The following is a 24030-nucleotide window of genomic DNA, read 5'->3' as shown; positions in this document are numbered from 1 at the left end:
CTTGCTTTTTAGGCTGGGAAATGCAACTGCGTTTAGACTGGATGCAGGTGCCCTGTGTCGCGGGGTCTTTTCGCTGTGTGTTCCGATCAAGTCGATCAGGTATGCGCGCGGATACAAACAGCTGACTTCACCACTGAAACGAGTCATTAACGCATGTCTGAAACCATCACCAACACTGCGTCGCGGAGCGATCTGCGCAACGTCGCGATCGTCGCACACGTTGACCACGGTAAGACCACCCTGGTCGACGCCATGCTCAAGCAGACCAACTCCTTCGCTTCCCATGGTGAGGTTGAGGACCGTGTCATGGACTCCGGTGACCTGGAGCGCGAAAAGGGCATCACCATCCTCGCGAAGAACACCACGGTTGCCTACAACGGCCCGTCGTCCAACGGCGAGACCATCACCATCAACGTCATCGACACCCCCGGCCACGCCGACTTCGGTGGCGAGGTCGAGCGCGGTCTGTCCATGGTTGACGGCGTCGTCCTGCTGGTCGACTCCTCCGAGGGCCCCCTGCCCCAGACCCGCTTCGTGCTCCGCAAGGCCCTTGCCGCGCACCTGCCGGTCATCCTCCTGGTCAACAAGACCGACCGTCCCGACGCCCGCATCGACGAGGTCGTCCACGAGTCCATGGACTTGCTCCTCGGCCTCGCTTCGGACCTTGCCGACGAAGTTCCGGACCTGGACCTGGACAAGGTCCTCGAAGTTCCCGTCGTCTACGCCGCCGCCAAGGTTGGCCGCGCGTCCCTGGAGCAGCCGGCCAACGGCTCAGCCCCGGAGAACGAGGACCTTGAGCCCCTCTTCAAGACCATCATCGAGCACATCCCGGCTCCGACGTACAACCCGGACGGCGTGCTGCAGGCACACGTGACCAACTTGGACGCATCGCCGTTCCTTGGCCGCCTCGCCTTGCTCCGCATCTACAACGGCACGCTCCGCAAGGGCCAGACCGTTGCCTGGGCCCGCGCCAACGGTGAGCTCAAGAACGTCAAGATCACCGAACTGCTTGCCACCAAGGCACTGACCCGCGTTCCTGCCGAATCCGCAGGTCCCGGCGAGATCGTCGCAGTGGCAGGTATCGAGGAAATCACCATTGGTGAAACCCTCACGGATGCCGAGAACCCGCAGCCGTTGCCGCTGATCACCGTGGACGATCCCGCGATCTCCATGACCATCGGTATCAACACCTCGCCGCTGGCCGGCAAGGTCAAGGGCGCCAAGGTCACGGCCCGCCAGGTGAAGGACCGCCTGGACAAGGAACTGATCGGTAACGTCTCCATCAAGGTGCTCCCCACCGAGCGTCCCGACGCCTGGGAAGTCCAGGGCCGTGGCGAGCTCGCGCTGGCCATCCTGGTTGAGCAGATGCGTCGCGAAGGCTTCGAGCTGACCGTGGGCAAGCCGCAGGTTGTCACCAAGACCATCGACGGCAAGATCCATGAGCCGATGGAACACATGACCATCGACGTGCCGGAAGAGTACCTCGGCTCCGTCACCCAGCTCATGGCTGCCCGCAAGGGCCGCATGACCAACATGGCCAACCACGGCACCGGCTGGTGCCGCATGGAGTTCATCGTTCCGGCCCGTGGCCTGATCGGGTTCCGCACCAAGTTCCTCACGGACACCCGCGGCGCCGGAATCGCGGCTTCCATTTCCGAGGGCTACGAGCCGTGGGCCGGTCCGATCGAATACCGCACCAACGGTTCGATGATCGCTGACCGCGCCGGCGTTGTGACGCCGTTCGCCATGATCAACCTCCAGGAGCGCGGTTCCTTCTTCGTGAAGCCCACCTCCGAGGTTTACGAGGGCATGATCGTGGGCGAGAACTCCCGCGCAGACGACATGGACGTGAACATCACGAAGGAAAAGAAGCTCACCAACATGCGTGCAGCTTCCTCCGACTCCTTCGAGAACCTGACGCCGCCGCGCGATCTCACCCTCGAAGAGTCCCTCGAATTCGCCCGCGAAGACGAGTGCGTCGAGGTGACGCCGGAGGATATCCGTATCCGCAAGCTCATCCTGGACTCCAACGAGCGCGCCAAGGCCAACCGCGCCCGCGCCAAGTCCTAGCCTGCGCTGACTGAAACAGTCGGGAACAGCTGAATGAAGAGAGGAGCCGCTGGTACGGTTCGTGGCATTGCTGCGGCCGTACTGGCGGCTCTTTTCGTTGCCGCAGCAGGTACGGCCCTACACCGCCAAGCAGGGCCGGTGGCTGGCGTCGAGGTTCCTTGGGGCGTCGTCGCAGCACTCGTTTTGCTGGCGTCGGTGCAACTGTGGCTCGCCGCCTGGTCGCGCTCGATAGTCCCGACGGCGGTAGCCGGCGTGGTGAGTTATGCCGCCGTCGGCGTCCTGTCATCCGCGGGACAGGCCAAACAGCTGGTCCTCGGTGACGCCGTAGGCAATGTGTGGGTCTTTGGCATCGCCGCGGTCACCCTTGTCATGCTGGTGGTGGCGAGCCGCCTTCGCGCCGGACGGCCTGCCGCCGCGGCGGTGGCGGTGGAACCTCTTTTGCCGCGATGACCTTCGCCAGGGGAATTTCGACGTCGGACGTGCGGGTCCGTACCGTGCAACTGTTTTCGCTGGTGTCCAGCAGGTAGCCCAAAGCGTCAGTTAGGCCGTCGTCGATCCTGTACCGGACAACCACTCTGATGCCTGGTTCTGCATCGAGGAGGAACTGTCGGGGCGGCAAATGCGGGGGAGTCACCGTTTCATACTAAGACGCGGGCTAGGTTCGCGTCAGAGCACTGTTGGATAATAGGCTCGGAACTTGAGTGCCCGGCATGATGCCGGCCGTATTACCCCGGCATCGCCGGGACAAACCGTGGAGAGGTCTGGGACGTGACGTACGTAATCGCGCAGCCGTGTGTGGATGTCAAGGACAAGGCATGTATTGAAGAGTGCCCTGTCGACTGCATTTACGAAGGTGAGCGTTCCCTCTACATCCACCCCGATGAATGTGTCGACTGTGGTGCCTGTGAACCCGTGTGCCCGGTTGAGGCCATTTACTACGAGGATGACACCCCGGAAGAGTGGGCCGACTACTACAAGGCCAACGTCGAATTCTTCGACGACCTCGGCTCTCCGGGTGGAGCTGCCAAGATCGGCAACACGGGCAAGGATCACCCGTTCATCTCGGCACTGCCCCCGCAGAACCAAGACCACTAAGGGCGGTACCTGCTTTGATTTCTGCGGCACCGGCTTTCGGCCTGAACCTGCCTGACTACCCGTGGGAGGCCATGGCACCGTATGTCGCCACGGCCGCCAAACACCCCGGCGGTGCAGTGAATCTTTCCATTGGAACGCCAGTGGATCCCACGCCGGGACTGATCCGTGATGCCCTCGCGGCTGCTGCGGATGCCCATGGCTATCCCACGGTTCATGGCACAGAAGCCCTGCGGCAGGCCGTGGTGGATTGGTTCGCCAGCCGCCGCGGCGTCCCGGGCCTGGACCCCAAGGACGTCATGCCGACCGTGGGTTCCAAGGAGCTTGTGGCCTGGCTGCCGTTCCTGCTCGGTCTGAGCGCCGGCGATGTTGTTGTCCGGCCTACCGTTGCCTACCCGACGTACGATATTGGCGCCTCACTTGCGGGCGCCACGGCGGTTGCTGCGGATGATCTGGATGAACTGGATACTGCCACCCGTGCGAAGGTTCGTTTGATCTGGATCAACTCGCCGGGCAATCCCACTGGCAGCGTCCGCGACGTCGAGTCGCTCCGCCGAATCGTGGGCCAGGCCCGCGAGCTGGGCGCCGTGGTGGCTTCGGATGAATGCTATGCCGAGCTCGGCTGGGGCGAATGGGACGCCCAGCGCGGGGGAGAAACTGTGCCCAGCGTTCTGGATCCCCGCGTTACCGGTGGGTCCACAGACGGGCTGCTGTGCGTGTACTCACTCAGCAAGCAGTCCAACCTGGCCGGTTACCGCGCCTCTTTCGTGGCAGGCGATTCTGCGATCATGGCCAATCTGGTCAACAGCCGTAAGCATGCGGGCATGATCGTGCCCTTCCCCGTGCAGGAAGCGATGCGCGTTGCCTTGGGGGATGTAAGCCATGTCCTCGCCCAAAAAGATCTGTACCGCGGGAGGCGCGGGAAAATCGTTCCTGCGCTGGAAAAGTTCGGATTGCAGATCCACGAATCCAAGGCAGGGCTATATCTGTGGTCGACTGCCGGCGAGGCCACCTGGGACACGGTGGCGCGTTTCGCTGAGCTTGGCATCGTGGTAGGCCCGGGTGTTTTCTATGGCGAAGCCGGCAATGGCTTTATCCGTGTCGCGCTCACGGGCAGCGATGAACGAATTGATGCGGCTGTGGACCGACTTCAGGCCAACGCATAACAATGCTGTGACTTGCACCACTAACAGCGTCATTCCGCCAGTAACCGGACGGCACGGATTAGTTCCGTAGGGTTACTGGCGGTAGCTTTTTAACTGACTATCAATGGTGGCCTTCACTAAGAAAGCACTTCGGCCGTTGGAGCCCTGCAACAGTAGGGCCGAAGGCGGCGGCACCAGAAGTTGGTTGGACAAGCGTTCGATAGAGGCCCAAAGGCCTCATGAAGGGGACTCCATGACTGAGACCACCAGCGCAACACTGCGCCATGCCGGCGGCGAACTCGAACTGCCGCGCATCCAGGTTGTAGAAGGAAACGAAGGCTACGACGTTTCCAAGCTGCTGAAGCAGACGGGCGCCGTTGCCTATGACCCCGGCTTCATGAACACAGCGGCCACCACCTCGGCCATTACCTACATCGATGGCGACGCGGGCATTCTGCGTTACCGCGGCTACCCGATTGAGCAGCTCGCGCAGCACTCGAGCTTCCTCGAAGTTTCCTACCTGCTGATCTACGGCAACCTCCCCTCTCCCACAGAGTTGGAAGAGTTTGACCAAAAGATCCGCCGCCACACGCTCCTGCACGAAGAGCTCAAGGGCTTCTTCGGCGGCTTCCCGCGTGACGCGCACCCCATGCCGGTGCTGTCCTCGGCTGTTTCGGCGTTGTCCACGTTCTACCAGGACTCGCTGGATCCGTTCAATGCGGAGCACGTGGAAGTTTCCACCATCCGCCTCATGGCCAAGCTGCCCGTCATCGCCGCTTACGCCCACAAGAAGTCCATCGGCCAGCCGATGCTCTACCCGGATAACTCCATGAACCTGGTGGAGAACTTCCTGCGCCTGAGCTTCGGCCTCCCGGCTGAGCAGTACGAAATGGACCCGGTAGTCGTCAAGGCACTGGACCTCCTGCTCATCCTGCACGCAGACCACGAGCAAAACTGTTCCACATCCACAGTGCGCTTGGTCGGTTCGTCCAACGCGAACCTCTTCGCCTCGGTGTCAGCCGGCATCAACGCTCTCTTCGGACCCGCCCACGGTGGCGCCAACGAGGCCGTTCTGAAGATGCTCCGCCAGATCCAGGCCGACGGCATCAAGCCCGAAGATTACATGGAGAAGGTCAAGAACAAGGAAGACGGCGTCCGCCTTATGGGCTTCGGACACCGCGTGTACAAGAACTACGATCCCCGCGCCAAGATCATCAAGGCAACGGCACACGAAGTTCTCGGCAAGCTCGGCGGCAACGACGAACTGCTGGATATCGCGATGCGCCTGGAAGAGAAGGCCCTGGCTGACGACTACTTCATCCAGCGCAAGCTGTACCCGAACGTCGACTTCTACACTGGCCTTATCTACAAGGCCATGGGCTTCCCCGAGAAGATGTTCACCGTGCTGTTCGCCATCGGACGCCTCCCGGGCTGGATTGCCCAGTGGCGCGAAATGATCAACGACCCCCAGACCAAGATCGGCCGCCCGCGGCAGCTCTACACAGGGGAGCCGGAGCGCAACTACCCGGCCAACTAATACCAGGCCTTATAACGACGGCGGCCGGCTCAGCAGCGTTGTACCCGAAGGGGTTGTTTTTCTGCCAGCGCCAGTGGTCCTCGCACATTTGGTCCACGGTCTTGGTGGTGGACCAACCAAGGTCGGCCAAGGCTGAGGAAGCGTCGGCCCAGAACGCGGGGAGGTCGCCGGCGCGACGGCCCGTGATTTCGTAAGGAATCGGCTGACCGACGGCCTTCTCGAAGGATCGCAGGACTTCCAACACTGAGGAACAGCGGCCGGAGCCCAGGTTCCAGCGGCGTACGCCGGCACGCTCGGCAATGTAGTTCAGGGCTGCTACGTGGCCATCCGCCAGGTCCACCACGTGGATGTAGTCGCGCTGCGCGGTGCCATCGGGGGTGTCGTAGTCGCCACCGAAGACCATGAGCTTATCGCGCCGGCCTACAGCAACCTGGGCGATGAACGGCACCAGGTTGTTGGGGATGCCCTGGGGGTCCTCGCCGATGCGGCCTGACGGGTGGGCGCCCACCGGGTTGAAGTAGCGCAGCAGTGCGATATGCCAGCGGTCGTCCGCGTTGCCCAAGTCCGAGAGGATGTCCTCGATCTGTTCCTTGGTGCGGCCGTACGGGTTGTTTGCGCCGATTTCCATCTTCTCGATGTAGGGGATCGGGTTGTGCTCGCCGTACACCGTGGCAGAAGAGCTGAAAACGATGGAGCGCACATTGTGCTTGTCCATGGCCCGGAGCAGGTTCAGGGTGCCCACGATGTTGTTGTAGTAGTAAGCCAGGGGTTCCTGAACGGACTCGCCTACAGCCTTCAACCCGGCGAAGTGGATCACGGCGTCGATCTGGTGCTGGTCGAACACGGCCTCGACTGCAGGCTCGTCTACCAGGTCCACCTGGTGGAAGGCGGCCGTCTTGCCGGTGAGCTCCGAGACCCTGCGGAGGGATTCCTCGCTGGAGTTTACGAGGTTATCAAGCACGACGACGTCGTGGCCGGCTTCCTGAAGGGACAAAACGGTGTGGGAACCGATGTAGCCGGTGCCACCCGTGACAAGAATTTTCATGGTTCCTACGGTATCGGAAATCGGAGCCACGCCGCTCTGTGTTGAGCGGTGTTGAAGCACGTTCGTGCTAAAAACTATTGGTGCCTAAAATTGTTGATGCCGAAGCCCGGCGCCTTGACGTTGTCCAAGCTGTATTCCGGATCATTGCCAGCGATGGCTTGGAACGGGCCTCCCTCAGGGAAGTAGCGGACGAGGCAGGACTGGCCGTGGGCTCCGTTCGGCACTACTTTGCCAGCAGCGACGACCTTCTGGTTTTCTCCTTTGGCGCAGTGATCGACCGTATTGCGGGACGACTTGAATCAGCGCTGACAGCAGTCGGGGACGAGGCGGGTGGCAGCCCGGAACAGCACGCCGCTGTCCTTAACCTGCTCGGACAGTTCCTGCCGTTGGACGAGGAACTCGCAGTGGATGCCTGCGTGTGGATGGCTTTCCGGCACGCCGCCCGGATCAAACCCGTCCTGGCAGCCGAAGCGGAGCGCAGCCACCGCACTGTAGCGGCCGTCGTCGGGCGTTTGATCATGCTCCTGAGCCCCGGGGGAGCGGACGTCCAGCAAACCCTCGTCACCGAAGCAGAGCGGCTCCTGGCCACCATGGATGGCTTGTGCATGCATGCACTGCTGCAGCCGGAGTGGATGACGGCCGAAATGTGCAGCGATGTCCTCACCGCGCACCTGCGATCCCTGGGTGCAGTGCCGGCGCACTAGGACGGGGTGTCTCCCTCAAGCAGTGCCGCCCTGCCACTACCGTCCAGACTCAACGGGAATAGACTGGGACTTGTCGGGAACCTGCCAAGGGAGGAATTCGGATGCATGAGTCAGGCGGCCCGGGATGGCGCATCACCATGGACACGTCCGGGCCGATGCTCATCGCTCTGTACTTGCGCGATGTAGCTGGCCTGGACGGTGCCGGAAAACCGAGCCTGTCCCACGCAGCACCCAAAATCCGGCATGCGGACCACACCCACCTCACCTCTGACGTAGGCGGCGTCCAGGCTCTCAAGACTGAATGGGAGGCTTGGTGGGAGAAGCTGGTGAGGTCATATCCCAAGCCGGCTCATGAGCTTTCACCACCAAGCTTCAAGGCGTTCGGCAATTCCCCTGCCCTCCAACGGGTCTTGCAGGCCCACTTTGGCTCCGCCTTGGGGTGGGCCACGGACCGGATTGATGAGTATGCCGCCCTGGAAGCAGCACGGGAAGCCAACGGCGTGACGCATGTGTTGAACGAAATGGTGGAGGACCGGCTCCTGGAAGTCGGCCGCAGCTCCCGCGACTTCGACCTCACGATCATTGAATTACCACTCAATGAACCCCGCGCGTGGTACTTGGAGCCCAGCACCATGATCATGAGCCACAGGCTGCTGTCAGAGCCCGATGTGTTCCGTAGCTACGTCCAGCCGGTGGTGGAGATCCTCGCCTGACCCCCTATGGACAGCATCGTTTAGGTGGTGGGCGCCGACACCGTTACGGTGACCGTTTCCGAAGGCGCGGCCGAGGCCTGCCAACCATTCCGCTTCTCGCGGTTCCACGTCTGTCCGCCCACGTCCACCTGCGTGATGGACAAGGACTTGGCATTCGCCACGGCCCAGTGGGCCACTGCCCACGCCTGCGTGCCGGTGATGTCCAGGTGGACCGTACGGCCCTGTACCGTGGCCGCCTGGGTGCCGAACGCCGTCGTGATTTCATCCACGACGGCGGCGGGGTCACCTGCTGCGTCGGGCATGCGCAATTCGCAGTCCAGCGATGATTCAGAATGCCCCGTCAGGGCCGACGCGAAAGCGCGGCCCATGCCCTCGTGCTGGGCGTAGGCGCGAGGGAAGGCCGACCGTTGGACAGCTTGGGCTGCCTGGGTGATTTCCATGGTCTCAAAGCCGGGCACTTTGACCAGGCCGTCGTAGAACGCGTTCGTTGCATAGACGGGGTCCATGACTTGGGCCTCTGTACCCCAGCCTTGTGATGGCCTCTGCTGGAACAGGCCACGGGAGTCTGGGCCCGCTTCATCGCCATAGTTGATGTTCCGGAGCCGGGATTCCTGCATGGCCGTGGCAAGGGCTATGCTCGCCGCCCGGGGCGGCAGCCCACGTTTGACAGAGATAGCGGAGATCAGCGAAGCGTTCGCGGTTTGGTCCGTGGCCAGCTCATGACTGTCTGAACCCACGACGGCGACGCAGCGCTCCGTGACCAAGGTCTCGGAGCGCTGCAGCACAGCAACGATCGCGTAGATGGCACCTGCTACGAGGGCCAAGGCCAGCACCGCAACCATGGCGCGGCGGAACCGGCGCACGAAGGTCCTCCTGCTAGTTGGCGTGAAGGGCCTCGTTGAGCTCTACCGTCTGGCCCTTGCGGGGAAGGACTTCCACGCCGCCGGTGGTGGAGTTTCGACGGAAGAGCAGGTTGGGAACGCCGGAGAGTTCCACGGCCTTGATGATCTTGCTGGTGTCCTCGCCGTTTTCGTCCTTGGGACCTGGGACGCGCACGCGGGTACCGGCGGTGACGTACAGGCCGGCCTCCACTACGGAGTCGTCGCCGATGCTGATGCCGACGCCGGAGTTGGCTCCGAGCAGCACGCGCTCACCCAGTGCGATCTTTTCCTTGCCGCCGCCGGAGAGTGTGCCCATGATGGACGCGCCACCGCCAACGTCGGTGCCATCGCCGGCAACGACGCCAGCCGAGATGCGGCCTTCCACCATGGAGGTGCCCAGCGTGCCTGCGTTGAAGTTCACGAAGCCCTCGTGCATCACGGTGGTGCCCTCGGCGAGGTGCGCACCCAGACGGACGCGGTCGGCGTCGGCAATCCGCACGCCGGTGGGGACAACGTAGTCAACCATGCGCGGGAACTTGTCCACGCCGTAGACCACCACGTTGCCGCGCTTGCGCAAGCGGGCGCGGGTCAGCTCGAAGCCATCCACGGCAGCCGGACCGAAGTTGGTCCACACAACGTTGGGCAGCTTGCCGAAGACGCCATCGAGGTTGATGCTGTTCGGCTTGACCAAGCGGTGGGAAAGCAGGTGCAGGCGCAGGTAGGCATCGGCAGTGTCTGCCGGTGCGGCGTCGAGGTCGATCTGCGCGAAGACCACTTTTTGCTCGGTGCCGCGATCGGCATCCTTGCCCTCATCGGCAAGTGCAGTGAGTGCGGGATCGGCGTTGTCGACGTCACGCAAGGTCTCGGCGGCAACGCCGAGCGCGGGTGCGGGGAACCAGACGTCCAGCACGGTTGCTTCCCCGGAGGCCGAGGTGGCGATGGTGGCGAGGCCGAATCCGTAGGCCGAACGGTCGTTGGCGGGCGCGTTTGCGGGCACAGCAGAGGAAGCAGTTTCAGTCATGGGCCCAAGTCTATCCAGCAGGCAGAGGTCGGTTAAAACCTGTCTCATGCCATGGAGGTCGCATTTTGGGTTGTTTCCGGGGATTAGGCTGGACGGGTGACCTTGAACCCTGCTCCCGCCCTCCTTGACCTGCGCCAGGACGTTGCCTTGCTGACGGCCGCGATCATTGACTTCAACAGTGTCTCCGGAAACGAGACCGAACTGGCTGACGCCGTCGAGACCGCATTGCGTGCCATCCCCGCCTACACGGTGGTCCGGGACGGTGACGCCATCATTGCGCGAACCGAACTCGGCCGCGCTGAACGCGTCATCCTCGCCGGGCACCTGGATACTGTTCCCCTGCCCACAGTTGACGGATCGTTGGGCACAGTGCCCGCCACGTGGGAGTCGGGCGTTCCCGGCGAAGGTGTGCTCTACGGCCGCGGGACCACGGATATGAAGGGCGGCGTCGCGGTGCAGTTGGCGCTGGCGGCAACACTGTTCGACGACGGTAGGCAGCCGGACAAGGATGTCACCTTCGTCTTCTACGACCACGAGGAAGTGGAGGCCGTGAAGAGCGGCCTCGGCAGGTTGGTGCGCAATCACGGTAACTTGCTGGATGGCGATTTTGCAATCCTCCTGGAACCCACGCACGGCACAGTGGAGGGTGGGTGCAACGGCACGAGCCGCTTCGAAGCCACCACCATCGGCGAGACGGCCCACTCCGCGCGTGCATGGATGGGCAGCAACGCCATCCATGCTGCGGCGCCCATCCTCGCCCGACTCGCAGCGTACGAACCCCGGACCATCAATGTGGACGGCCTTGATTACCGCGAAAGCCTCAATGCCGTAAAGATCAACGGCGGCACTGCGGGAAACGTCATTCCGGATCGCTGCGTGGTGGAGATCAACTACCGCTTCGCCCCGGACAAGACACCGGACCAGGCGGAAGCCCACGTCCGTGAACTGCTGGAAGGATTCGACGTCGTTCGCACCGACGCTGCCGCCGGCGCCCGCCCGGGACTCAACCACCCCGCCGCCGCGTCCTTCGTGGCCGCCGTCGGTGCCGAGCCCAAGCCCAAGTACGGATGGACCGACGTCGCGCGTTTCAGTGAACTTGGCATCCCTGCAGTGAACTTCGGTCCAGGCGACCCGCTGCTGGCTCACAAGGACAACGAACACGTCGACGCCGATGCCATCCGTGAGTGCCTCCGCGCACTGCGGACCTGGCTGGCTGGCTAAGACGTACTGCTGACAAAGAAGGTCCGCAGCCTTGGCGGCTGCGGACCTTCTTTTGTTTGTGCAGGAATTGCTACTTCTTATCCGGACCCTCAACGGAGTCCTTGGCGACGGGATCGTTACCACCCACCACGAGACCTGTCCGGAGACTGGGGGGAGCCACGCCACCCGCTGCCTTCTTGGAACCACGGCGCTCGATCAGGATCGCAATCCGTGAAACGGTCAGGTTGATCAGGATGTAGATCGCAGCGCCCACGAAGAATGCCGGGAACAGGAAGTCCGGGCCCAGGAAGTCTGCCATGATCTGGATTTTCCGCAGGAGTTCCTCATAGCCCACGATGTAACCAAGCGAGGTGTCCTTGAGCAGGACCACCAGCTGGGCGACCAACGAAGGCAGCATCCGGCGGACGGCCTGGGGGAATTCGATGGACATCCGCGACTGGAAGCTCCGCAGGCCAATGGCCAGGCCGGCTTCACGTTGTCCCTTCGGCAGCGACTGGATGCCTGCACGGAGGATTTCGGCAAAGATGGCGGCGTTGTAGAGCGTCAGGCCCACCACCACAGCCTGGAACTGACCGGTTGCGAAAACCAGCAGGACGAACAACATCATGAGGACCACGGGCATGCCGCGGAGGAACTCGAGGACCACCTGGGTTGGAATACGGATCCAGGCGATCAGGGAGATTCTCAGCAGGCAGAGCCCAATTCCCAAGGGGAAGGCAATGACTGCTGCGACTGCAGCTGCGGCCAGCGTGGAGAGGATGCCTTGGCCGATCAAGCTCCAGACATCCGGGGCCAATGGGCCGTAGAAGATCTCCCAGCGGTCCGCGTCGAAGATGCCCTGCTGAGCCAGTGTTGTGACGGCAATGGCAAGGACACCGAGAATGATCAGGATTCCGGCTGCGGATCCCAGGAGCGAGTAAAGGCGGGCTTTGGGCCCGGGGACGTCGTACAGGACCGAGGTCATCGGGCAATCGCCACCTTTCGTTCAACAAAGTGCGCCAGTAGGCCCAGAGGTACCGTGATCAGGAGGTAGAAGAAGGCCACCCCGAGCAGGATCCAGAGGACTTGGTCACCGTAGTCGTTGGAGAGCTGGCGGCCGTAGCCAAAAAGCTCGAGGACGAAGAACGCGCCCGCCACCGAAGAGTTCTTGACCAAGGCGATCAAGATGTTGATCAACGGAGGTATGACGGTACGGACGGCCTGGGGAAGCACAATGAAACCCAGGACCTGGGTGAAGGTCATGCCGATACTCCGGGCAGCTTCTGCTTGGCCCACCGGCACGCTGTTGACACCGGAACGGACTGCTTCGGCGATGAAGGCTGCCGTGTAGCTGCTCAGCGCGATGATGGCGGCGACTTCGAATTGTTCGAATTTGACGCCCAGCCGGGGGAGAACGATGGCTGCGAAGAAGAAAATGATGGTCAACGGGGTGTTACGTGCGACTTCAACATAGAACATGCTGAACCCGCGGAGTGCAGCCACGGGGGAAACCCTCATGGCCGCCAGGAGTGTGCCGACAAGGAGGGCAATGATTCCTGAAATTACGGAGAGATAAAGGGTTCGGAGAAATCCGTCCCAGTACTCGGGGAGGCTTGCTATGACGGCGTCCATGGCTTCCTTTGGCTGCAGCTAATCAGGGAACAGGGTCCTGGAGTCGTGAACTGCCGCCGCCCGGGGGGCGGCGGCAGTCAACGGATCCCGACTAGTAGCGGTTGACAGCAGGAAGTTCAGGAGTGGTCTTGATGACCTTGCCTGCAGTGGCTTCCCAAGCCTTCTTGTACTCGCCGTCCTTCTGGAATGCTTCGAGCTGGTCGTTGATCCAGTTGCGGAAGACGGTGTCGTCCTTCTTCAGGCCGATGCCGTAGGGCTCCTTGGTGAAGGTCTCGTCAGAGGCGAGCTTGAAGGCGTCCGGTTCCTTGTCCACGTAGCCGGCGAGGATCACGTTATCCGTGGTCACTGCAACTACCTGCTTGTTGCGCAAGGGCTCCAAGCAAGCGGTGTAGGTGGCGGCCGGAACAACCTCTGCGCCGTACTTCTCGGCGATGGTCTTTGCCGGGGTGGAACCCGTCACGGAGCAGACCTTCTTGCCCTTGACGTCCTCAGGCTTGGTGATGGAAGTATCGTCCTTGTTCACCAGCAGCGCCTGGCCGGCTTCGTAGTACGGTCCGGCGAAGGCAACCTTCTCCTTGCGGGCGTCGTTGATGGTGTAGGTGGCGATGACGAGGTCAACGCGACCCTGCTCGATGAACGACTCGCGGTTCTGGGAGACGGTCTCTACCCATTCGATCTTGTCGGCAGGAATACCCAGCTTGGCGGCGATCGCCTTGCCCATTTCGACGTCGAAACCGACAGGCTTGCCGTCCAGGCCCTTCTGGCCGAACAGCGGCTGGTCAAACTTGGTACCGATGGTGATTTTCTGCGCTTTGTTCAGCTTCTCCATCGTTGTGCCGGCTTCGAAGCTCGCCGAGGCAACAGGGGTGGAGGTGGTGCTGCTGCCGCCACATGCGCTCAGCGAGAGGGCGAGCACGGCAGAAGCGGCCACCAGCAGCGACTTCCTCCGGGTAATGAAAGCCTTCATGACATTCCTTTCTTAGGTTGGCCGTCGTACGGCCTGGGTGAGGTCTTTACGGCCTGGGCTACGGGCGGTAAGGAGCTAGTGGGTCAAAAGCTTGGACAAGAAGTCCTTGGCGCGGGTGCTCTTCGGGTTGGTGAAGAATTCCTCGGGAGTTGCGTCTTCCACGATCTGGCCGTCAGCCATGAACACCACACGGTCAGCAGCCTTGCGGGCAAAGCCCATCTCGTGGGTGACTACGATCATGGTCATGCCTTCCTTGGCCAGTTGGATCATGACGTCCAGGACTTCGTTGATCATCTCGGGGTCCAACGCAGACGTAGGCTCGTCGAAAAGCATCACCTTGGGCTTCATGGCCAGTGCTCGAGCGATAGCCACACGCTGCTGCTGGCCACCGGAGAGCTGGGCGGGAAGCTTAGGGGCCTGGTGCCCGACGCCTACGCGTTCAAGGAGAGCCATGGCTTCCTTGTCTGCGGTGCCCTTGGCCACCTTCTTTACCTTGATGGGGCCCAAGGTGACGTTCTCAAGAATCGTCTTGTGGGCGAACAGGTTGAAGGACTGGAAGACCATTCCGACGTCGGCACGCAGGTGCGCGAGGTCCTTGCCTTCCTCGGGAAGCTTCTTCCCGTCGATGGCGATATCGCCGTCGTCGATCGTTTCCAAACGGTTGATCGCACGGCACAGAGTGGACTTACCGGAGCCGGAAGGCCCGATGACCACCACCACTTCACCCTTCTTGACCTGAAGGTTAATGTCCTTGAGGACGTGCAATTGACCGTAGTGCTTGTTGACGCCATTCAGGGAGACGAGGGCATCGCCGGACGCTTGAGTAGTCATACGACGAATCTAGCGAACAAAGAAGCAAATATGACCACGGTCACGGCAACTTCCTGAAGATCGTGACTGAACAGAAACCTGCTCCCCAGCGATATACCAGACTGCAATGCAAGAACCGGGTCGCGGCGACGGAGCAAGCGCCCATAGGCGCTAGCCTTGGGCAATGAGCATCAGCCAGCACCCAGTACCCCACCCCGATGCCAACGGCCACGTCAAGGCAGCCCGTGTGCCCCTGCCTTCGGACATTGCCCCGGCCAAGCACAAGGGCTCCTTGGAGCTTCGGCGCAAACAAGCTGATACCGGAATGTCTGACCAGCATTTGCTGGATACCAGTGGTGCCGGACAGTTCATTCACACCGATCCGTGGCGTGTCCTGAGGATTCAGAGCGAATTCGTGGAGGGCTTCGGTGCCCTTGCAGACCTGGGCCCGGCTGTCAGCGTGTTCGGATCCGCACGTACAAAGCCGGGAACCGAGTACTACGAGATGGCCGTGGATGTTGGGCGCAAACTTGCCGAAGCGGGTGTCGCGGTGATCACCGGCGGCGGGCCTGGTTCGATGGAAGCGGCAAACAAAGGTGCCGTGGAAGGCAACGGAGTCTCCGTGGGCCTCGGGATTGAACTGCCGTTCGAGCAGGGCCTCAACCAATGGGTGGACCTGGGCATCAATTTCCGGTACTTCTTCGCCCGCAAGACCATGTTCGTCAAATACGCCCAGGGGTTTGTGGTCCTTCCCGGCGGGCTGGGAACGCTGGACGAACTCTTTGAGGCAATGGTGCTGGTTCAGACCCGCAAGGTGACGTCGTTCCCCATCGTCCTTCTGGGCGTGCGGTTCTGGGGCCCGATGCTCGAGTGGATAAGGGAAACACTGGTGGCAGAGGGAATGGTGTCTGAAAAGGACCTTGACCTGATCCAGTTGGTGGACGACCCCGCCGATGCCGTGCACCGCGTTTTGCACGGGGCGCCCCTTCCTCCCACACCCAACGGAAACCAGCGCCCGGAATAGGCCCTCGTTTCTGGCACGATGGACCTGTGAGCTTTTTCCTGGTGTTCCTCGCGATTGTCCTTCTCGGCGCTGCGCTGTACCTCGGAGCCGGGATGGTCCGGGGGCGCTCGATTGGAGCGGGCCTCGACGACCCCGTACCAAACCTGCCCCCCGTGGTGCTGCCGTCCCAGGCAAAGCCCTCCGATATCGATTCCCTGCGTTTCGCGCTGGGGCTCAGGGGATACCGGATGGACCAGGTTGACCAGGTCCTTGATGACCTTCGGGACCAGCTGCTGGCCAAGGACCGTGAGATCGAAAGACTCAATGCACTGGCACAGCCGCGGCTGGAGGATGGCGAAACCACGCGGAACAAACCGTGAGCCCGGAGGCTCCCGCCCAGACCGAAGGCGCGACATCCCGGGTCTCGCATGCGGTCTCAGCCGCAGTGGCTCGGATGGGCGCGTGGCCGTGGTGGCTGCAGGTTTCCTTGGTCTTCGTGGCGGCCAGGGTGGTCAGCGCCTGTATCTTCATGGCCGCGGCCATTCACCAGGGAACCAACCCCTGGTTCCCGCCCGCGCCGGACTACTGGAACTTCATTACGATCTGGGACGGACGCTGGTACCAGGAAGCCGCAGACAAGGGCTATCCCTCGGTACTGCCCGTGGATGCAAACGGCGTGGTCAAGGAAAATGCCTGGGCCTTCTATGCGCTGTTTCCCTTCCTGGCGCGCGGCGTGTCCGCAATCACCGGGATCGGGGCATTGCCTGCCCTCACGGCCATTGCGATGCTGGCCGGACTGGGTGCGGCATTAGTCATCTACAAGCTCTTCCGGGAGTTCGCAGGCAGGCGCTCGGCGATGTGGGGCGTAGTCTTCGTTTCCACTTTTCCGGTGTCCCCGATCCTGCAAGTCCCGTATGCCGAATCCTTGAACCTGCTGCTGCTGGCGGCGTCACTGTTGCTCGTCGTCAGGCGCCACTACCTTGCAGCCATTCCCGTCGTGCTCCTGATGTGTTTGTCCAGGCCAACCGGAGTTCCGTTTGCCGCCATGCTGGGGCTTCTGTTCCTGTGGCGGTTATGGGGCCGGTTGCGGCCGCCGGCATCGGCGCTGGAAACAGTTGGTGGGACGACAGCAGTCGGCACTGTAAAAGGTCCGAGCTCGACGCGCAGCTTGGTGTCACTGGCCGTCCTGGTGTTCGCGACGGGTCTTGGAGCCTTGGCGTGGCCGGCCATCGCTTGGGCCGTGACAGGGGACCCCGCGGCCTACACCCGCACGGAAACGGCATGGCGGGGACATGATCTTGTCCCCTTTAAACCGTGGTTTGATACTGGCCGGATGTTGTTCGGGCCCGTGCTGGGAGTGCTGGCCCCCTTCGTCTTCACCGCTCTTTTCGTGCTGGTGATGATCTCCAAGCCCGTCAGGGCCATAGGAACGGAACTCCGGCTGTGGTGCGCCTGTTATATGGGCTATCTGCTGGTATTCCTGCATCCGCAGACCAGCACCTTCCGGATGCTGCTACCGCTTTTCCCGCTGGCTTTGGGTGCGGCGCTGCTGTCCAGGTCCAGAGCCTATCGGGGGACCGTGGTGGTCCTGTTCGTTCTCCTCCAAATCGTCTGGGTGGTATGGCTTTGGGCATGGGCTCCGTTGCCCGGCGGTGGCGACTATCCGCCCTGACGTGGAGCTTTGCCCGGGAAACACAATATGTACAAAGCCCGGACAAATGGCCCGCTGATTCGCTACGGACGGGTAAGTACGGGATAATGGACTACGAGCAAGGACAAAGCACCTAAAAAGTGCCCGGCCAAGGCGGCCTCCCAAGCGGTGCCGCCGGCTGCAATTGCGACGCGGATCCAGCCCGGCCGGGTTGGGCGTGACTTGGGACAAATGGAGGGGATTTTCCTAATGGCGGCTATGAAACCACGTACTGGCGACGGCCCTATGGAAGTTACCAAAGAGGGACGCAGCCTGATCATGCGTGTGCCACTCGAAGGCGGAGGACGACTTGTAGTCGAGCTCAATGCCGCCGAAGCGGAAAACCTCAAGGAATGCCTCGTAGGTGTGACCGAATAGATTTAAAAGCAGGGCCCGGCGGGAGCCGGGCCCTGCTTTTGTTTAAGGCCGGTTATTGTTTGGTCCCGTACGGACCAGGACCGCAGGTTACTTCTTGACCGCTACCAGCAGGCCATCGCCGGTGGGCAGCATGGCTGAAGCCAACCGCTCGTCGTCGCGAATTGCCTTGCCAATCTGGCGCAGGACCACGGTGGTGGAGTCGCGCGCAGCGGGGTTGGCTACACGGTCCTTGTCCAGGGCATCGTTGATGACCAGCGTTCCGCCGGACTTGAGCAGGCGGATCGCCTGTTCCACGTACTTGGGGAAGTTCGGCTTGTCTGCGTCGATGAAAACGAGGTCGTAGGCGGAGTCGGTCAAGCGCGGCAGCACGTCAGCTGCGCGGCCGGAAATAGTGCGCGTACGGTTGGCAGGGCTGCCCGATTCCAGGAAGGCTTCCCTGGCGGCCTTGAGGTGTTCGACGTCAACGTCAATGGTGGTCAGGACGGCCTGGGGGCTCAGGCCACGCAGCAGGCAAACACCGGACACCCCAGCTCCCGAGCCGACTTCGACCACGGTCTGGGCCTTGGAAGCGGCAGCCAGGACCGTCAGGACCGCCCCGACACCCGGGCTGATGGGCGTGACTCCCAGCTCGAAGGACCTCTCCCGGGCGCGCAACAAGACGTCATCCTCAGCAGGCAGATCTTCTGCATAGGACCAGCTGCTTGACTTGTCGGCACTCATGAAGGGTTTCGCTTTCCGCGGGTAGGGGTGTTTGTACCAGACTACTGTGTCAGCCCACGTATCCCAGTTGTTGGAGCGACGCCCTGGAGCTGTGTCCGCAAGCGTATTCAGCCCTGCGGGAAAAACCGCTCCCAGTCAGGAAATTCCCAGACAACCTTGGGATGATAATGCTCCGGTCATCCATGAGGTGGGCGGCGCCGAAGACTCGGTGAACCACAGTTTGAGGGGAGTGGACGATGCCGGCATCGCATGCTGCGCCAGTCCAAACATCGGAAAGCCTTGAGGCCGTTACTGACTGGGTCATGCCCAGCTGGGAGGAAGTGGTCGCGAACCACTCCGCCAAGGTATATCGCCTCGCCTATCGCCTGACCGGCAACAAGTTCGACGCCGAGGACCTCACACAGGAGGTCTTTGTCCGGGTATTCCGTTCTCTTGAGAACTTCAAGCCGGGGACCTTGGATGGCTGGCTGCACCGCATCACCACCAACCTGTTCCTGGACCAGGCCCGGCGCAAGAGCCGGATCCGTTTCGACGCACTTGCTGAGGATGCCGAGTCGCGCTTGCCCGGCCGCGAACCCGGTCCGGAGCAGAGCTTCGAGCACAACAACCTTGACCTGGACGTCCAGCGCGCGCTGGAGGAGCTGCCGCCCGACTTCCGCGCCGCCGTCGTGCTGTGCGATCTTGAAGGCCTCTCGTATGACGAGGTTGCAGAGGCCCTGGGCGTGAAGCTGGGGACCGTCAGGTCCCGCATCCACCGCGGCCGGACCATGCTGCGCGAGAAGCTTGCCCACCGTGACCCCCGTCCCGCGGAGGCACGCAAGCCGCGCCTGAAGATGCCGCGCATCGCCAGCATTCTTTAGGACGTCGATGCCCCGACATCCTCAACGTCCGGGACCTTTGTCCCGGCGCAAATTAGCTGCCCTGCGCCATACGCGAAGCCCGGAACACGTGCAGGAATGCGCCGATTGCAGCACCGCCCAACGCCGGGAGCGGCAGTACCTTGAACGGCTTCGAAGTGCCGCCGTGCCCGAAGCAAGCCAGGATCTGGCCGCCCGGCTCATTCAGCACACCGAGAGGCTTGCCAACGAGCCGGACCAGGCGTTCCCGGCCCAGGCATCCGGGTCCGGGCTCCGTCGTGGCGTTCGCCTTGCGGGCGTAGCCGCGAGCACCCTGGTGGTAAGCGTCGGCGCCCTCGCAGTATCGGCTTATGTCGTATCAGGCGATGACCAAGCCCAGGCCCTCCCGGGAACCAGCGAAGTTGGTGCACTCGCCGGCGCGTGGACGGGAACATCTGCTGACACCACAGTGGGACCCACTTTCCGGGCTGGCAGCGCCGTCAGCTTGAGTGCTGCCCAGTTGGATATCCTGCGGGAAGACGGGTGGGCTTGCCCTGAACTGTCAGCCATGGGCTTCCACATCGTGTCAGCCCAGGCAACCATGCATAACGGTCATCCAGCTGTGGAGCTCAGGCTTGAAAGCCAAGGGCACTACGCCACCATCGTGGAAGAGCACCTGCCGGTGGATCAGGCCGCCACCGGACAAACCACGTCCGCACGCCTTTCCGTCACGCAGGGAAGCCCGTGGAAGGCTGTCTACACCATGCCTGCGGCCGTGATCAGCTATGCGTCCGACCTCCCGGCAGAATCCGCGGATGACGCCGTTCCCGAGATCGTCCGGGCCGGGGAGTCCGTGGCCGTTCCGCCTTCCAGTGAAGGGTCGGAGGCATGGTATGCGAGACTGCTGCGCGGCCTCCAGACCCTTCTCCGTCCCGCCGGTTTATGAGCGACACCACAGACAAGGTAATCTTCGTAGCGTGTTTGGAATCAACGGCCCGGAGTTCATACTCCTTCTGATTATCGGCGTACTCGTCATCGGTCCCAGCCGTTTGCCCGAATACACTCAAAAGCTCGCAAACCTGGTCAAGGAAGTCCGGCGGATGGCTTCGGGCGCGCGTGAGCAGATCAAGGAAGAAGTCGGCATCGATATCGATGAAGTCGACTGGAAGAAGTACGATCCCCGCCAGTACGATCCCCGGCGCATCATCAAGGATGCCCTCCTTGATGATGACTCCAAGCCCGTGAGTGCCGGTGCTCCTGCTGTTGCCGCTACTGCTGCCGCCACCGCGTCGACAGAGGCCAAGCCCAAGGCCCCGACCCGTGTCATTGAACGCCTGGCCGACGGCGAAGCCGCGCCTTTCGACTCCGAAGCCACCTGATCCGGGATACCCGGCTGCGTCGTAAACGCGGTGTCCGTCAGCGCGGCTGAATCCCCAGCGGCAGGCCTGACAATCCGCGAGGCCGTGAGGCCAAGGCCGAGGCGACTTCCTGCATGGCCTTGGCAGCGGCCGTTTCGGGTGCTGCCAGGACCACGGGCTTCCCGGCGTCGCCACCCTCACGCAACCGGATGTCCAACGGAATCTGCCCCAGAAGCGGAACATCGGTACCTACGGCAGCGCTCAACCGCTCAGCCAGGATGGCCCCTCCGCCACTTCCGAACAATTCCATCCGGCCGCCGTCGGGCATCTCCAGAAACGACATGTTCTCGATGACGCCGGCCACCTTCTGCCCTGTCTGGGTGGCGATGGTTCCGGCGCGTTCAGCGACGTCCGCTGCAGCTGCCTGCGGCGTGGTCACTACCAGGATCTCGGCGTTCGGCAACAACTGGGCTACGGAAATGGCAATGTCGCCCGTGCCCGGAGGCAGGTCCAGGAAGAGGGCATCGAGGTCGCCGAAATAGACGTCCGTCAGGAACTGTTCAAGGGCGCGGTGGAGCATGGGTCCACGCCAGGCAACCGGCTGGTTGCCAGCGACGAACATGCCGATCGAGATGACTTTCACTCCGTACGCCACCGGGGGCAGGATCATGTCGTCAACTTGGGTGGGCTTTTGGGTGATCCCCATAAGGGCCGGAACTGAGAAGCCGTGGACGTCGGCGTCCACAATGCCCACCCGCAGGCCCTGGGCGGCCAATGCACAGGCGAGGTTGACGGTGACCGAGGACTTGCCGACACCACCCTTTCCACTGGCAACGGCGTAAACCTTGGTCAGCGAACCAGGCTTGGTGAAAGGTATGCCTCGCTGCCCGCCGGGTCCTCGGAGTTGTTCCTTGAGGGCTTCGCGTTGGGCCGGCGTCATGACCTTCAGTTCCACGTCCACGCCGGTTACGCCGGGCACACTGGACAACGCCGCCGTGGCGTCCTCCGTGATGGTCTCGCGCAGCGGGCACCCGGCAATGGTCAGCAGGACAGCTACGTGCACGGCGCCGGCATCGTCGGCGGACACCGATTCCACCATCCCGAGTTCCGTGATGGGCCGGCGTAGCTCGGGATCAATGACGGTTGCCAAGGCAGCATGAAGAGCCTCGGCAGATGTGGTGCTCATACGGTCAGGTCCGGCTTTCAGGGTTCTCGGGAGTTGGCTTTGCGGTGGAGTGCTGCGGGCCGCTGGCACGGGCCTGGCGGACCTTCGGAATCTGCTGGGTGCGGGGACCACGCGACTTATCGCGCTTCTCCTTGAGCTTCTCCTTGACCTTCTCGCCCGGCGACTCCGAGCCATCAGCGGAGCCTTCGTTCTCGCGGAGTTCCTCCTGGGCATCGATGATGTCTTCCAGCAGGCTCCTGAGCTCGGTCCGGACGTAGTCACGGGTGGCTACTTCGCGCAGGGCTATGCGGAGGGAAGCCAACTCCCGGGTCAGGTACTCGGTGTCGGAGAGGTTGCGTTCCGCGCGCTGGCGGTCCTGCTGAAGCGAGACACGGTCCCGGTCGTCCTGCCGGTTCTGGGCCAGCAGCAGGAGGGGAGCGGCGTACGAGGCCTGCAGCGAGAGCATCAGGGTCAGAAGGGTGAAGCCCAGCTCCATCCGGTCGAACTGCCAGTCCGTGGGCGCGAAGGAGTTCCAGGCAAGCCAGAACACGCAGAACACCGTCATGTAGACAAGGAACGTGGGCGTGCCCATGAAACGGGCGAAACCCTCCGTCGCGTTGCCGAAGGCGTCCGGGTTGGGTGAGAACTTGGGAAGGATCCGCTGCCGGCCGCTCAGGGGCGTGTCCAGGCTGCTGCCTGAGCGTCCTGTGGTCTTGGTGGATCGGGTGGCGTTGTTATCAGCCAATGCGGCCTCCAAGTTTCCTTATAGGGGCATCGTCCTCGTGGGCGCGCCAGTCATCCGGCAACAGGTGATCCAGCACGTCATCAACAGTCACCGCCCCCACAAGGCGGCCGTCGTCGTCCACGACTGGAAGGGAATTCAGGTTGTACGTGGCCAAGGTCCGGGCAACTTCGCTGATGTGGGCCTGGTCCGAAAGTGGCTCCAGGTTTTTGTCGACGAGGTTGCCCAGAGGTTCCGGCGGAGGGAAACGCAGAAGCTGCTGGATATGCACCACACCAAGGAAACGGCCGGTGGGTGTCTCCAGAGGCGGGCGGGCGATGAAGATGGAGGAGGCCAGCGCGGGTGAGAGTTCTTCGCGGCGGACGTGGGCCAGCGCCTCGGCCACAGTCGCCTCCGGCGGGAGGATGACAGGGACAGGAGTCATCAAGCCACCTGCGGTGTCTTCGTCGTACTCCAGGAGGCGGCGGACATCCTCGGCTTCCTGGGGCTCCATGAGCTGAAGCAGCTCTTCGGCCTGCGCGGACGGAAGCTCGGCGAGGAGGTCGGCGGCGTCGTCGGGATCCATCTCTTCAAGGACGTCCGCGGCGCGTTCAACGTCCAGGGCGGAAAGGATCTCAACCTGGTCATCTTCCGGGAGCTCCTGGAGGACATCTGCGAGGCGCTCATCCTGGAGCTCACTGGCTACCTCAAAACGCCGTTTGTCGCTCATTTCCTGCAGGGCCTCGGCAAAGTCGGCGGGCTTGAGGTCCTCGTGGGTCGCAACGAACTGTGTTGCGGCCTGGGGCTCGTTGTGGGCGCCGGTCTGGGCGTCGGCCCAATCGATGATGAGGGTCTCGTTGCGGCGGAGCCTGCCAAACGGTGACAAAGAATGTCCGCGCCGTACGAACAGCTTGCTGACGAACCAGTCCTTGGACCGGTGCTGGTCCATGGCGATGTCCTCGATCGTGGCGTCTCCACTGCCGTCGGCCAGCGTCACCCGGCGATCGAACATCTCGGCCACCACCAGCGTTTCGGCGCCGCGCTGCTCGAAGCGGCGCAGGTTGACCAAACCGGTGCAAATGATCTGCGTCTGGTCGATGGACGTAATGCGGGTCATGGGAACGAAGACCCGCTTCTTGCCTGGTACCTCCACCACGATACCCACCACGTGGGGGGCTCCACGGGTCCCGCGCGAGAGCACCACGACGTCGCGCAAGCGGCCCAGACGATCGCCCAAGGGGTCGAAGACGTCCAAGCCGAGCAGGCGCGCGACAAAGACGCGTGAAGGATGTGTGCTCATGTTTACAGGCTACCGAGTCTGCTCTCTTTTAGCTGAATTCCA

26 protein-coding genes are annotated in these 24030 nt (G+C 62.6%); 15 read left to right on the top strand and 11 right to left on the bottom strand.

What is annotated here, in order from left to right; genetic code table 11:
• Positions 1-153 precede the first annotated feature (153 nt).
• The 5 genes from typA (at position 154) to GVL04_RS10680 (ending at position 5844) form a co-directional block, all read left to right on the top strand.
• Positions 154-2070, top strand: a complete 1917-nt coding sequence (typA, locus tag GVL04_RS10700; RefSeq protein ID WP_159703750.1) for a translational GTPase TypA — start codon at positions 154-156, stop codon at positions 2068-2070.
• 33 nt (positions 2071-2103) lie between these two features.
• On the top strand, positions 2104-2520 hold the full coding sequence (locus GVL04_RS10695) for a hypothetical protein (protein WP_159703747.1): 417 nt from the start codon (positions 2104-2106) through the stop codon (positions 2518-2520).
• 318 nt (positions 2521-2838) lie between these two features.
• Positions 2839-3165: a ferredoxin gene (fdxA, locus tag GVL04_RS10690; RefSeq protein WP_024817464.1), complete on the top strand. Its 327-nt coding sequence runs from the start codon at positions 2839-2841 to the stop codon at positions 3163-3165.
• Positions 3166-3179: 14 nt separating this feature from the next.
• A complete protein-coding gene (dapC, locus tag GVL04_RS10685; RefSeq protein ID WP_159703744.1) occupies positions 3180-4328 on the top strand; it encodes a succinyldiaminopimelate transaminase in 1149 nt (382 codons plus the stop codon).
• A 232-nt stretch (positions 4329-4560) separates the two neighbouring features.
• Positions 4561-5844, top strand: a complete 1284-nt coding sequence (locus GVL04_RS10680; protein WP_159703741.1) for a citrate synthase — start codon at positions 4561-4563, stop codon at positions 5842-5844.
• Here GVL04_RS10680 and galE read toward each other — a convergent pair.
• Positions 5765-6889 carry a UDP-glucose 4-epimerase GalE gene (gene galE, locus GVL04_RS10675; RefSeq protein WP_235036244.1) on the bottom strand — a complete coding sequence of 375 codons (1125 nt, stop codon included), beginning with the start codon at positions 6887-6889 and terminating at the stop codon, positions 5765-5767. The genes GVL04_RS10680 and galE overlap by 80 nt on opposite strands.
• Positions 6890-6969: 80 nt before the next feature.
• Between galE and GVL04_RS10670 the strand changes: the two genes are divergently transcribed.
• Complete coding sequence (locus tag GVL04_RS10670) at positions 6970-7593, top strand: TetR/AcrR family transcriptional regulator (protein ID WP_159703717.1); 624 nt, start codon at positions 6970-6972, stop codon at positions 7591-7593.
• A 101-nt stretch (positions 7594-7694) separates the two neighbouring features.
• A complete protein-coding gene (locus GVL04_RS10665; RefSeq protein ID WP_159703714.1) occupies positions 7695-8306 on the top strand; it encodes a hypothetical protein in 612 nt (203 codons plus the stop codon).
• A 20-nt stretch (positions 8307-8326) separates the two neighbouring features.
• Here GVL04_RS10665 and GVL04_RS10660 read toward each other — a convergent pair whose 3' ends face one another.
• Together GVL04_RS10660 and dapD are read right to left on the bottom strand one after the other, a co-directional pair.
• Entirely contained in the window at positions 8327-9169 is an 843-nt protein-coding gene (locus tag GVL04_RS10660) for a hypothetical protein (protein ID WP_159703711.1), read from the bottom strand.
• Positions 9170-9182: 13 nt separating this feature from the next.
• Entirely contained in the window at positions 9183-10208 is a 1026-nt protein-coding gene (dapD, locus tag GVL04_RS10655) for a 2,3,4,5-tetrahydropyridine-2,6-dicarboxylate N-succinyltransferase (protein WP_159703708.1), read from the bottom strand.
• 96 nt (positions 10209-10304) lie between these two features.
• On the opposite strand from dapD, the gene dapE reads away from it, so the two are divergent.
• A complete protein-coding gene (gene dapE / locus GVL04_RS10650; protein WP_159703705.1) occupies positions 10305-11429 on the top strand; it encodes a succinyl-diaminopimelate desuccinylase in 1125 nt (374 codons plus the stop codon).
• Positions 11430-11499: 70 nt separating this feature from the next.
• Here dapE and GVL04_RS10645 read toward each other — a convergent pair whose 3' ends face one another.
• From GVL04_RS10645 to GVL04_RS10630, 4 genes are all read right to left on the bottom strand, one after another.
• The gene (locus tag GVL04_RS10645; RefSeq protein WP_159703702.1) at positions 11500-12393 is read right to left on the bottom strand and encodes an amino acid ABC transporter permease; all 894 of its coding nucleotides are present in this window, start codon (positions 12391-12393) and stop codon (positions 11500-11502) included.
• Complete coding sequence (locus GVL04_RS10640; RefSeq protein ID WP_089595689.1) at positions 12390-13040, bottom strand: amino acid ABC transporter permease; 651 nt, start codon at positions 13038-13040, stop codon at positions 12390-12392. The genes GVL04_RS10645 and GVL04_RS10640 overlap by 4 nt, the downstream gene beginning before the upstream one ends.
• Positions 13041-13131: 91 nt before the next feature.
• Complete coding sequence (locus GVL04_RS10635; protein WP_159703699.1) at positions 13132-14007, bottom strand: glutamate ABC transporter substrate-binding protein; 876 nt, start codon at positions 14005-14007, stop codon at positions 13132-13134.
• A 75-nt stretch (positions 14008-14082) separates the two neighbouring features.
• Positions 14083-14838, bottom strand: a complete 756-nt coding sequence (locus tag GVL04_RS10630) for an amino acid ABC transporter ATP-binding protein (protein ID WP_062072913.1) — start codon at positions 14836-14838, stop codon at positions 14083-14085.
• A 163-nt stretch (positions 14839-15001) separates the two neighbouring features.
• Between GVL04_RS10630 and GVL04_RS10625 the strand changes: the two genes are divergently transcribed.
• From GVL04_RS10625 to GVL04_RS10610, 4 genes are all read left to right on the top strand, one after another.
• Positions 15002-15841 carry a TIGR00730 family Rossman fold protein gene (locus GVL04_RS10625; protein ID WP_200846812.1) on the top strand — a complete coding sequence of 280 codons (840 nt, stop codon included), beginning with the start codon at positions 15002-15004 and terminating at the stop codon, positions 15839-15841.
• A 26-nt stretch (positions 15842-15867) separates the two neighbouring features.
• Positions 15868-16200, top strand: coding sequence for a DivIVA domain-containing protein (locus GVL04_RS10620; protein WP_159703695.1), 333 nt, complete (start codon positions 15868-15870; stop codon positions 16198-16200).
• A gap of 74 nt (positions 16201-16274) precedes the next feature.
• Complete coding sequence (locus tag GVL04_RS10615; RefSeq protein ID WP_159704042.1) at positions 16275-17492, top strand: hypothetical protein; 1218 nt, start codon at positions 16275-16277, stop codon at positions 17490-17492.
• A gap of 228 nt (positions 17493-17720) precedes the next feature.
• Positions 17721-17888: a DUF3117 domain-containing protein gene (locus tag GVL04_RS10610; RefSeq protein WP_064721643.1), complete on the top strand. Its 168-nt coding sequence runs from the start codon at positions 17721-17723 to the stop codon at positions 17886-17888.
• Between the two features lie 87 nt (positions 17889-17975).
• Here the strand turns inward: GVL04_RS10610 and GVL04_RS10605 are convergent, their stop codons facing one another.
• Entirely contained in the window at positions 17976-18608 is a 633-nt protein-coding gene (locus tag GVL04_RS10605) for an O-methyltransferase (RefSeq protein ID WP_090818104.1), read from the bottom strand.
• A gap of 236 nt (positions 18609-18844) precedes the next feature.
• Here GVL04_RS10605 and sigE point away from each other — a divergent pair, with 236 nt between their 5' ends.
• The 3 genes from sigE to GVL04_RS10590 are packed head-to-tail and all read left to right on the top strand — an operon-like array spanning position 18845 to position 20823.
• Positions 18845-19468 (top strand): RNA polymerase sigma factor SigE, encoded by a 624-nt coding sequence (gene sigE / locus GVL04_RS10600; protein ID WP_159703692.1) that lies wholly within the window; start codon positions 18845-18847, stop codon positions 19466-19468.
• 7 nt (positions 19469-19475) lie between these two features.
• Positions 19476-20390, top strand: a complete 915-nt coding sequence (locus GVL04_RS10595; RefSeq protein ID WP_159703689.1) for a hypothetical protein — start codon at positions 19476-19478, stop codon at positions 20388-20390.
• A 31-nt stretch (positions 20391-20421) separates the two neighbouring features.
• Positions 20422-20823 (top strand): Sec-independent protein translocase TatB, encoded by a 402-nt coding sequence (locus tag GVL04_RS10590; protein ID WP_159703686.1) that lies wholly within the window; start codon positions 20422-20424, stop codon positions 20821-20823.
• Positions 20824-20860: 37 nt separating this feature from the next.
• On the opposite strand, the gene GVL04_RS10585 is transcribed toward GVL04_RS10590, so the two are convergent.
• The 3 genes from GVL04_RS10585 to GVL04_RS10575 are packed head-to-tail and all read right to left on the bottom strand — an operon-like array spanning position 20861 to position 23988.
• Positions 20861-21988, bottom strand: a complete 1128-nt coding sequence (locus GVL04_RS10585) for an Mrp/NBP35 family ATP-binding protein (protein ID WP_159703683.1) — start codon at positions 21986-21988, stop codon at positions 20861-20863.
• 4 nt (positions 21989-21992) lie between these two features.
• Entirely contained in the window at positions 21993-22724 is a 732-nt protein-coding gene (locus tag GVL04_RS10580; RefSeq protein ID WP_159703680.1) for a DUF1003 domain-containing protein, read from the bottom strand.
• Positions 22705-23988, bottom strand: a complete 1284-nt coding sequence (locus tag GVL04_RS10575; RefSeq protein ID WP_011775428.1) for a CBS domain-containing protein — start codon at positions 23986-23988, stop codon at positions 22705-22707. The genes GVL04_RS10580 and GVL04_RS10575 overlap by 20 nt, the downstream gene beginning before the upstream one ends.
• Positions 23989-24030 lie beyond the last annotated feature (42 nt).

The organism is Arthrobacter sp. 18067 (genome assembly GCF_902706295.1).
Lineage (GTDB): Bacteria > Actinomycetota > Actinomycetes > Actinomycetales > Micrococcaceae > Arthrobacter.
Note: the sequence above shows the minus strand (reverse complement) of the source record. Positions and strands in the feature narration are given on the sequence as shown.

Excerpts from the sequence above, each read along its gene's own strand:
- typA (WP_159703750.1), top strand. The coding sequence starts at position 154 with ATGTCTGAAACCATCACCAACACTGCGTCGCGGAGCGATCTGCGCAAC.
- GVL04_RS10695 (WP_159703747.1), top strand. The coding sequence starts at position 2,104 with ATGAAGAGAGGAGCCGCTGGTACGGTTCGTGGCATTGCTGCGGCCGTA.
- GVL04_RS10680 (WP_159703741.1), top strand. The coding sequence starts at position 4,561 with ATGACTGAGACCACCAGCGCAACACTGCGCCATGCCGGCGGCGAACTC.
- galE (WP_235036244.1), bottom strand. The coding sequence starts at position 6,889 with ATGAAAATTCTTGTCACGGGTGGCACCGGCTACATCGGTTCCCACACC.
- GVL04_RS10665 (WP_159703714.1), top strand. The coding sequence starts at position 7,695 with ATGCATGAGTCAGGCGGCCCGGGATGGCGCATCACCATGGACACGTCC.
- dapD (WP_159703708.1), bottom strand. The coding sequence starts at position 10,208 with ATGACTGAAACTGCTTCCTCTGCTGTGCCCGCAAACGCGCCCGCCAAC.
- GVL04_RS10645 (WP_159703702.1), bottom strand. The coding sequence starts at position 12,393 with ATGACCTCGGTCCTGTACGACGTCCCCGGGCCCAAAGCCCGCCTTTAC.
- GVL04_RS10640 (WP_089595689.1), bottom strand. The coding sequence starts at position 13,040 with ATGGACGCCGTCATAGCAAGCCTCCCCGAGTACTGGGACGGATTTCTC.
- GVL04_RS10635 (WP_159703699.1), bottom strand. The coding sequence starts at position 14,007 with ATGAAGGCTTTCATTACCCGGAGGAAGTCGCTGCTGGTGGCCGCTTCT.
- GVL04_RS10630 (WP_062072913.1), bottom strand. The coding sequence starts at position 14,838 with ATGACTACTCAAGCGTCCGGCGATGCCCTCGTCTCCCTGAATGGCGTC.
- GVL04_RS10625 (WP_200846812.1), top strand. The coding sequence starts at position 15,002 with ATGAGCATCAGCCAGCACCCAGTACCCCACCCCGATGCCAACGGCCAC.
- GVL04_RS10615 (WP_159704042.1), top strand. The coding sequence starts at position 16,275 with ATGGGCGCGTGGCCGTGGTGGCTGCAGGTTTCCTTGGTCTTCGTGGCG.
- GVL04_RS10610 (WP_064721643.1), top strand. The coding sequence starts at position 17,721 with ATGGCGGCTATGAAACCACGTACTGGCGACGGCCCTATGGAAGTTACC.
- GVL04_RS10605 (WP_090818104.1), bottom strand. The coding sequence starts at position 18,608 with ATGAGTGCCGACAAGTCAAGCAGCTGGTCCTATGCAGAAGATCTGCCT.
- sigE (WP_159703692.1), top strand. The coding sequence starts at position 18,845 with ATGCCGGCATCGCATGCTGCGCCAGTCCAAACATCGGAAAGCCTTGAG.
- GVL04_RS10595 (WP_159703689.1), top strand. The coding sequence starts at position 19,476 with ATGCCCCGACATCCTCAACGTCCGGGACCTTTGTCCCGGCGCAAATTA.
- GVL04_RS10585 (WP_159703683.1), bottom strand. The coding sequence starts at position 21,988 with ATGAGCACCACATCTGCCGAGGCTCTTCATGCTGCCTTGGCAACCGTC.
- GVL04_RS10575 (WP_011775428.1), bottom strand. The coding sequence starts at position 23,988 with ATGAGCACACATCCTTCACGCGTCTTTGTCGCGCGCCTGCTCGGCTTG.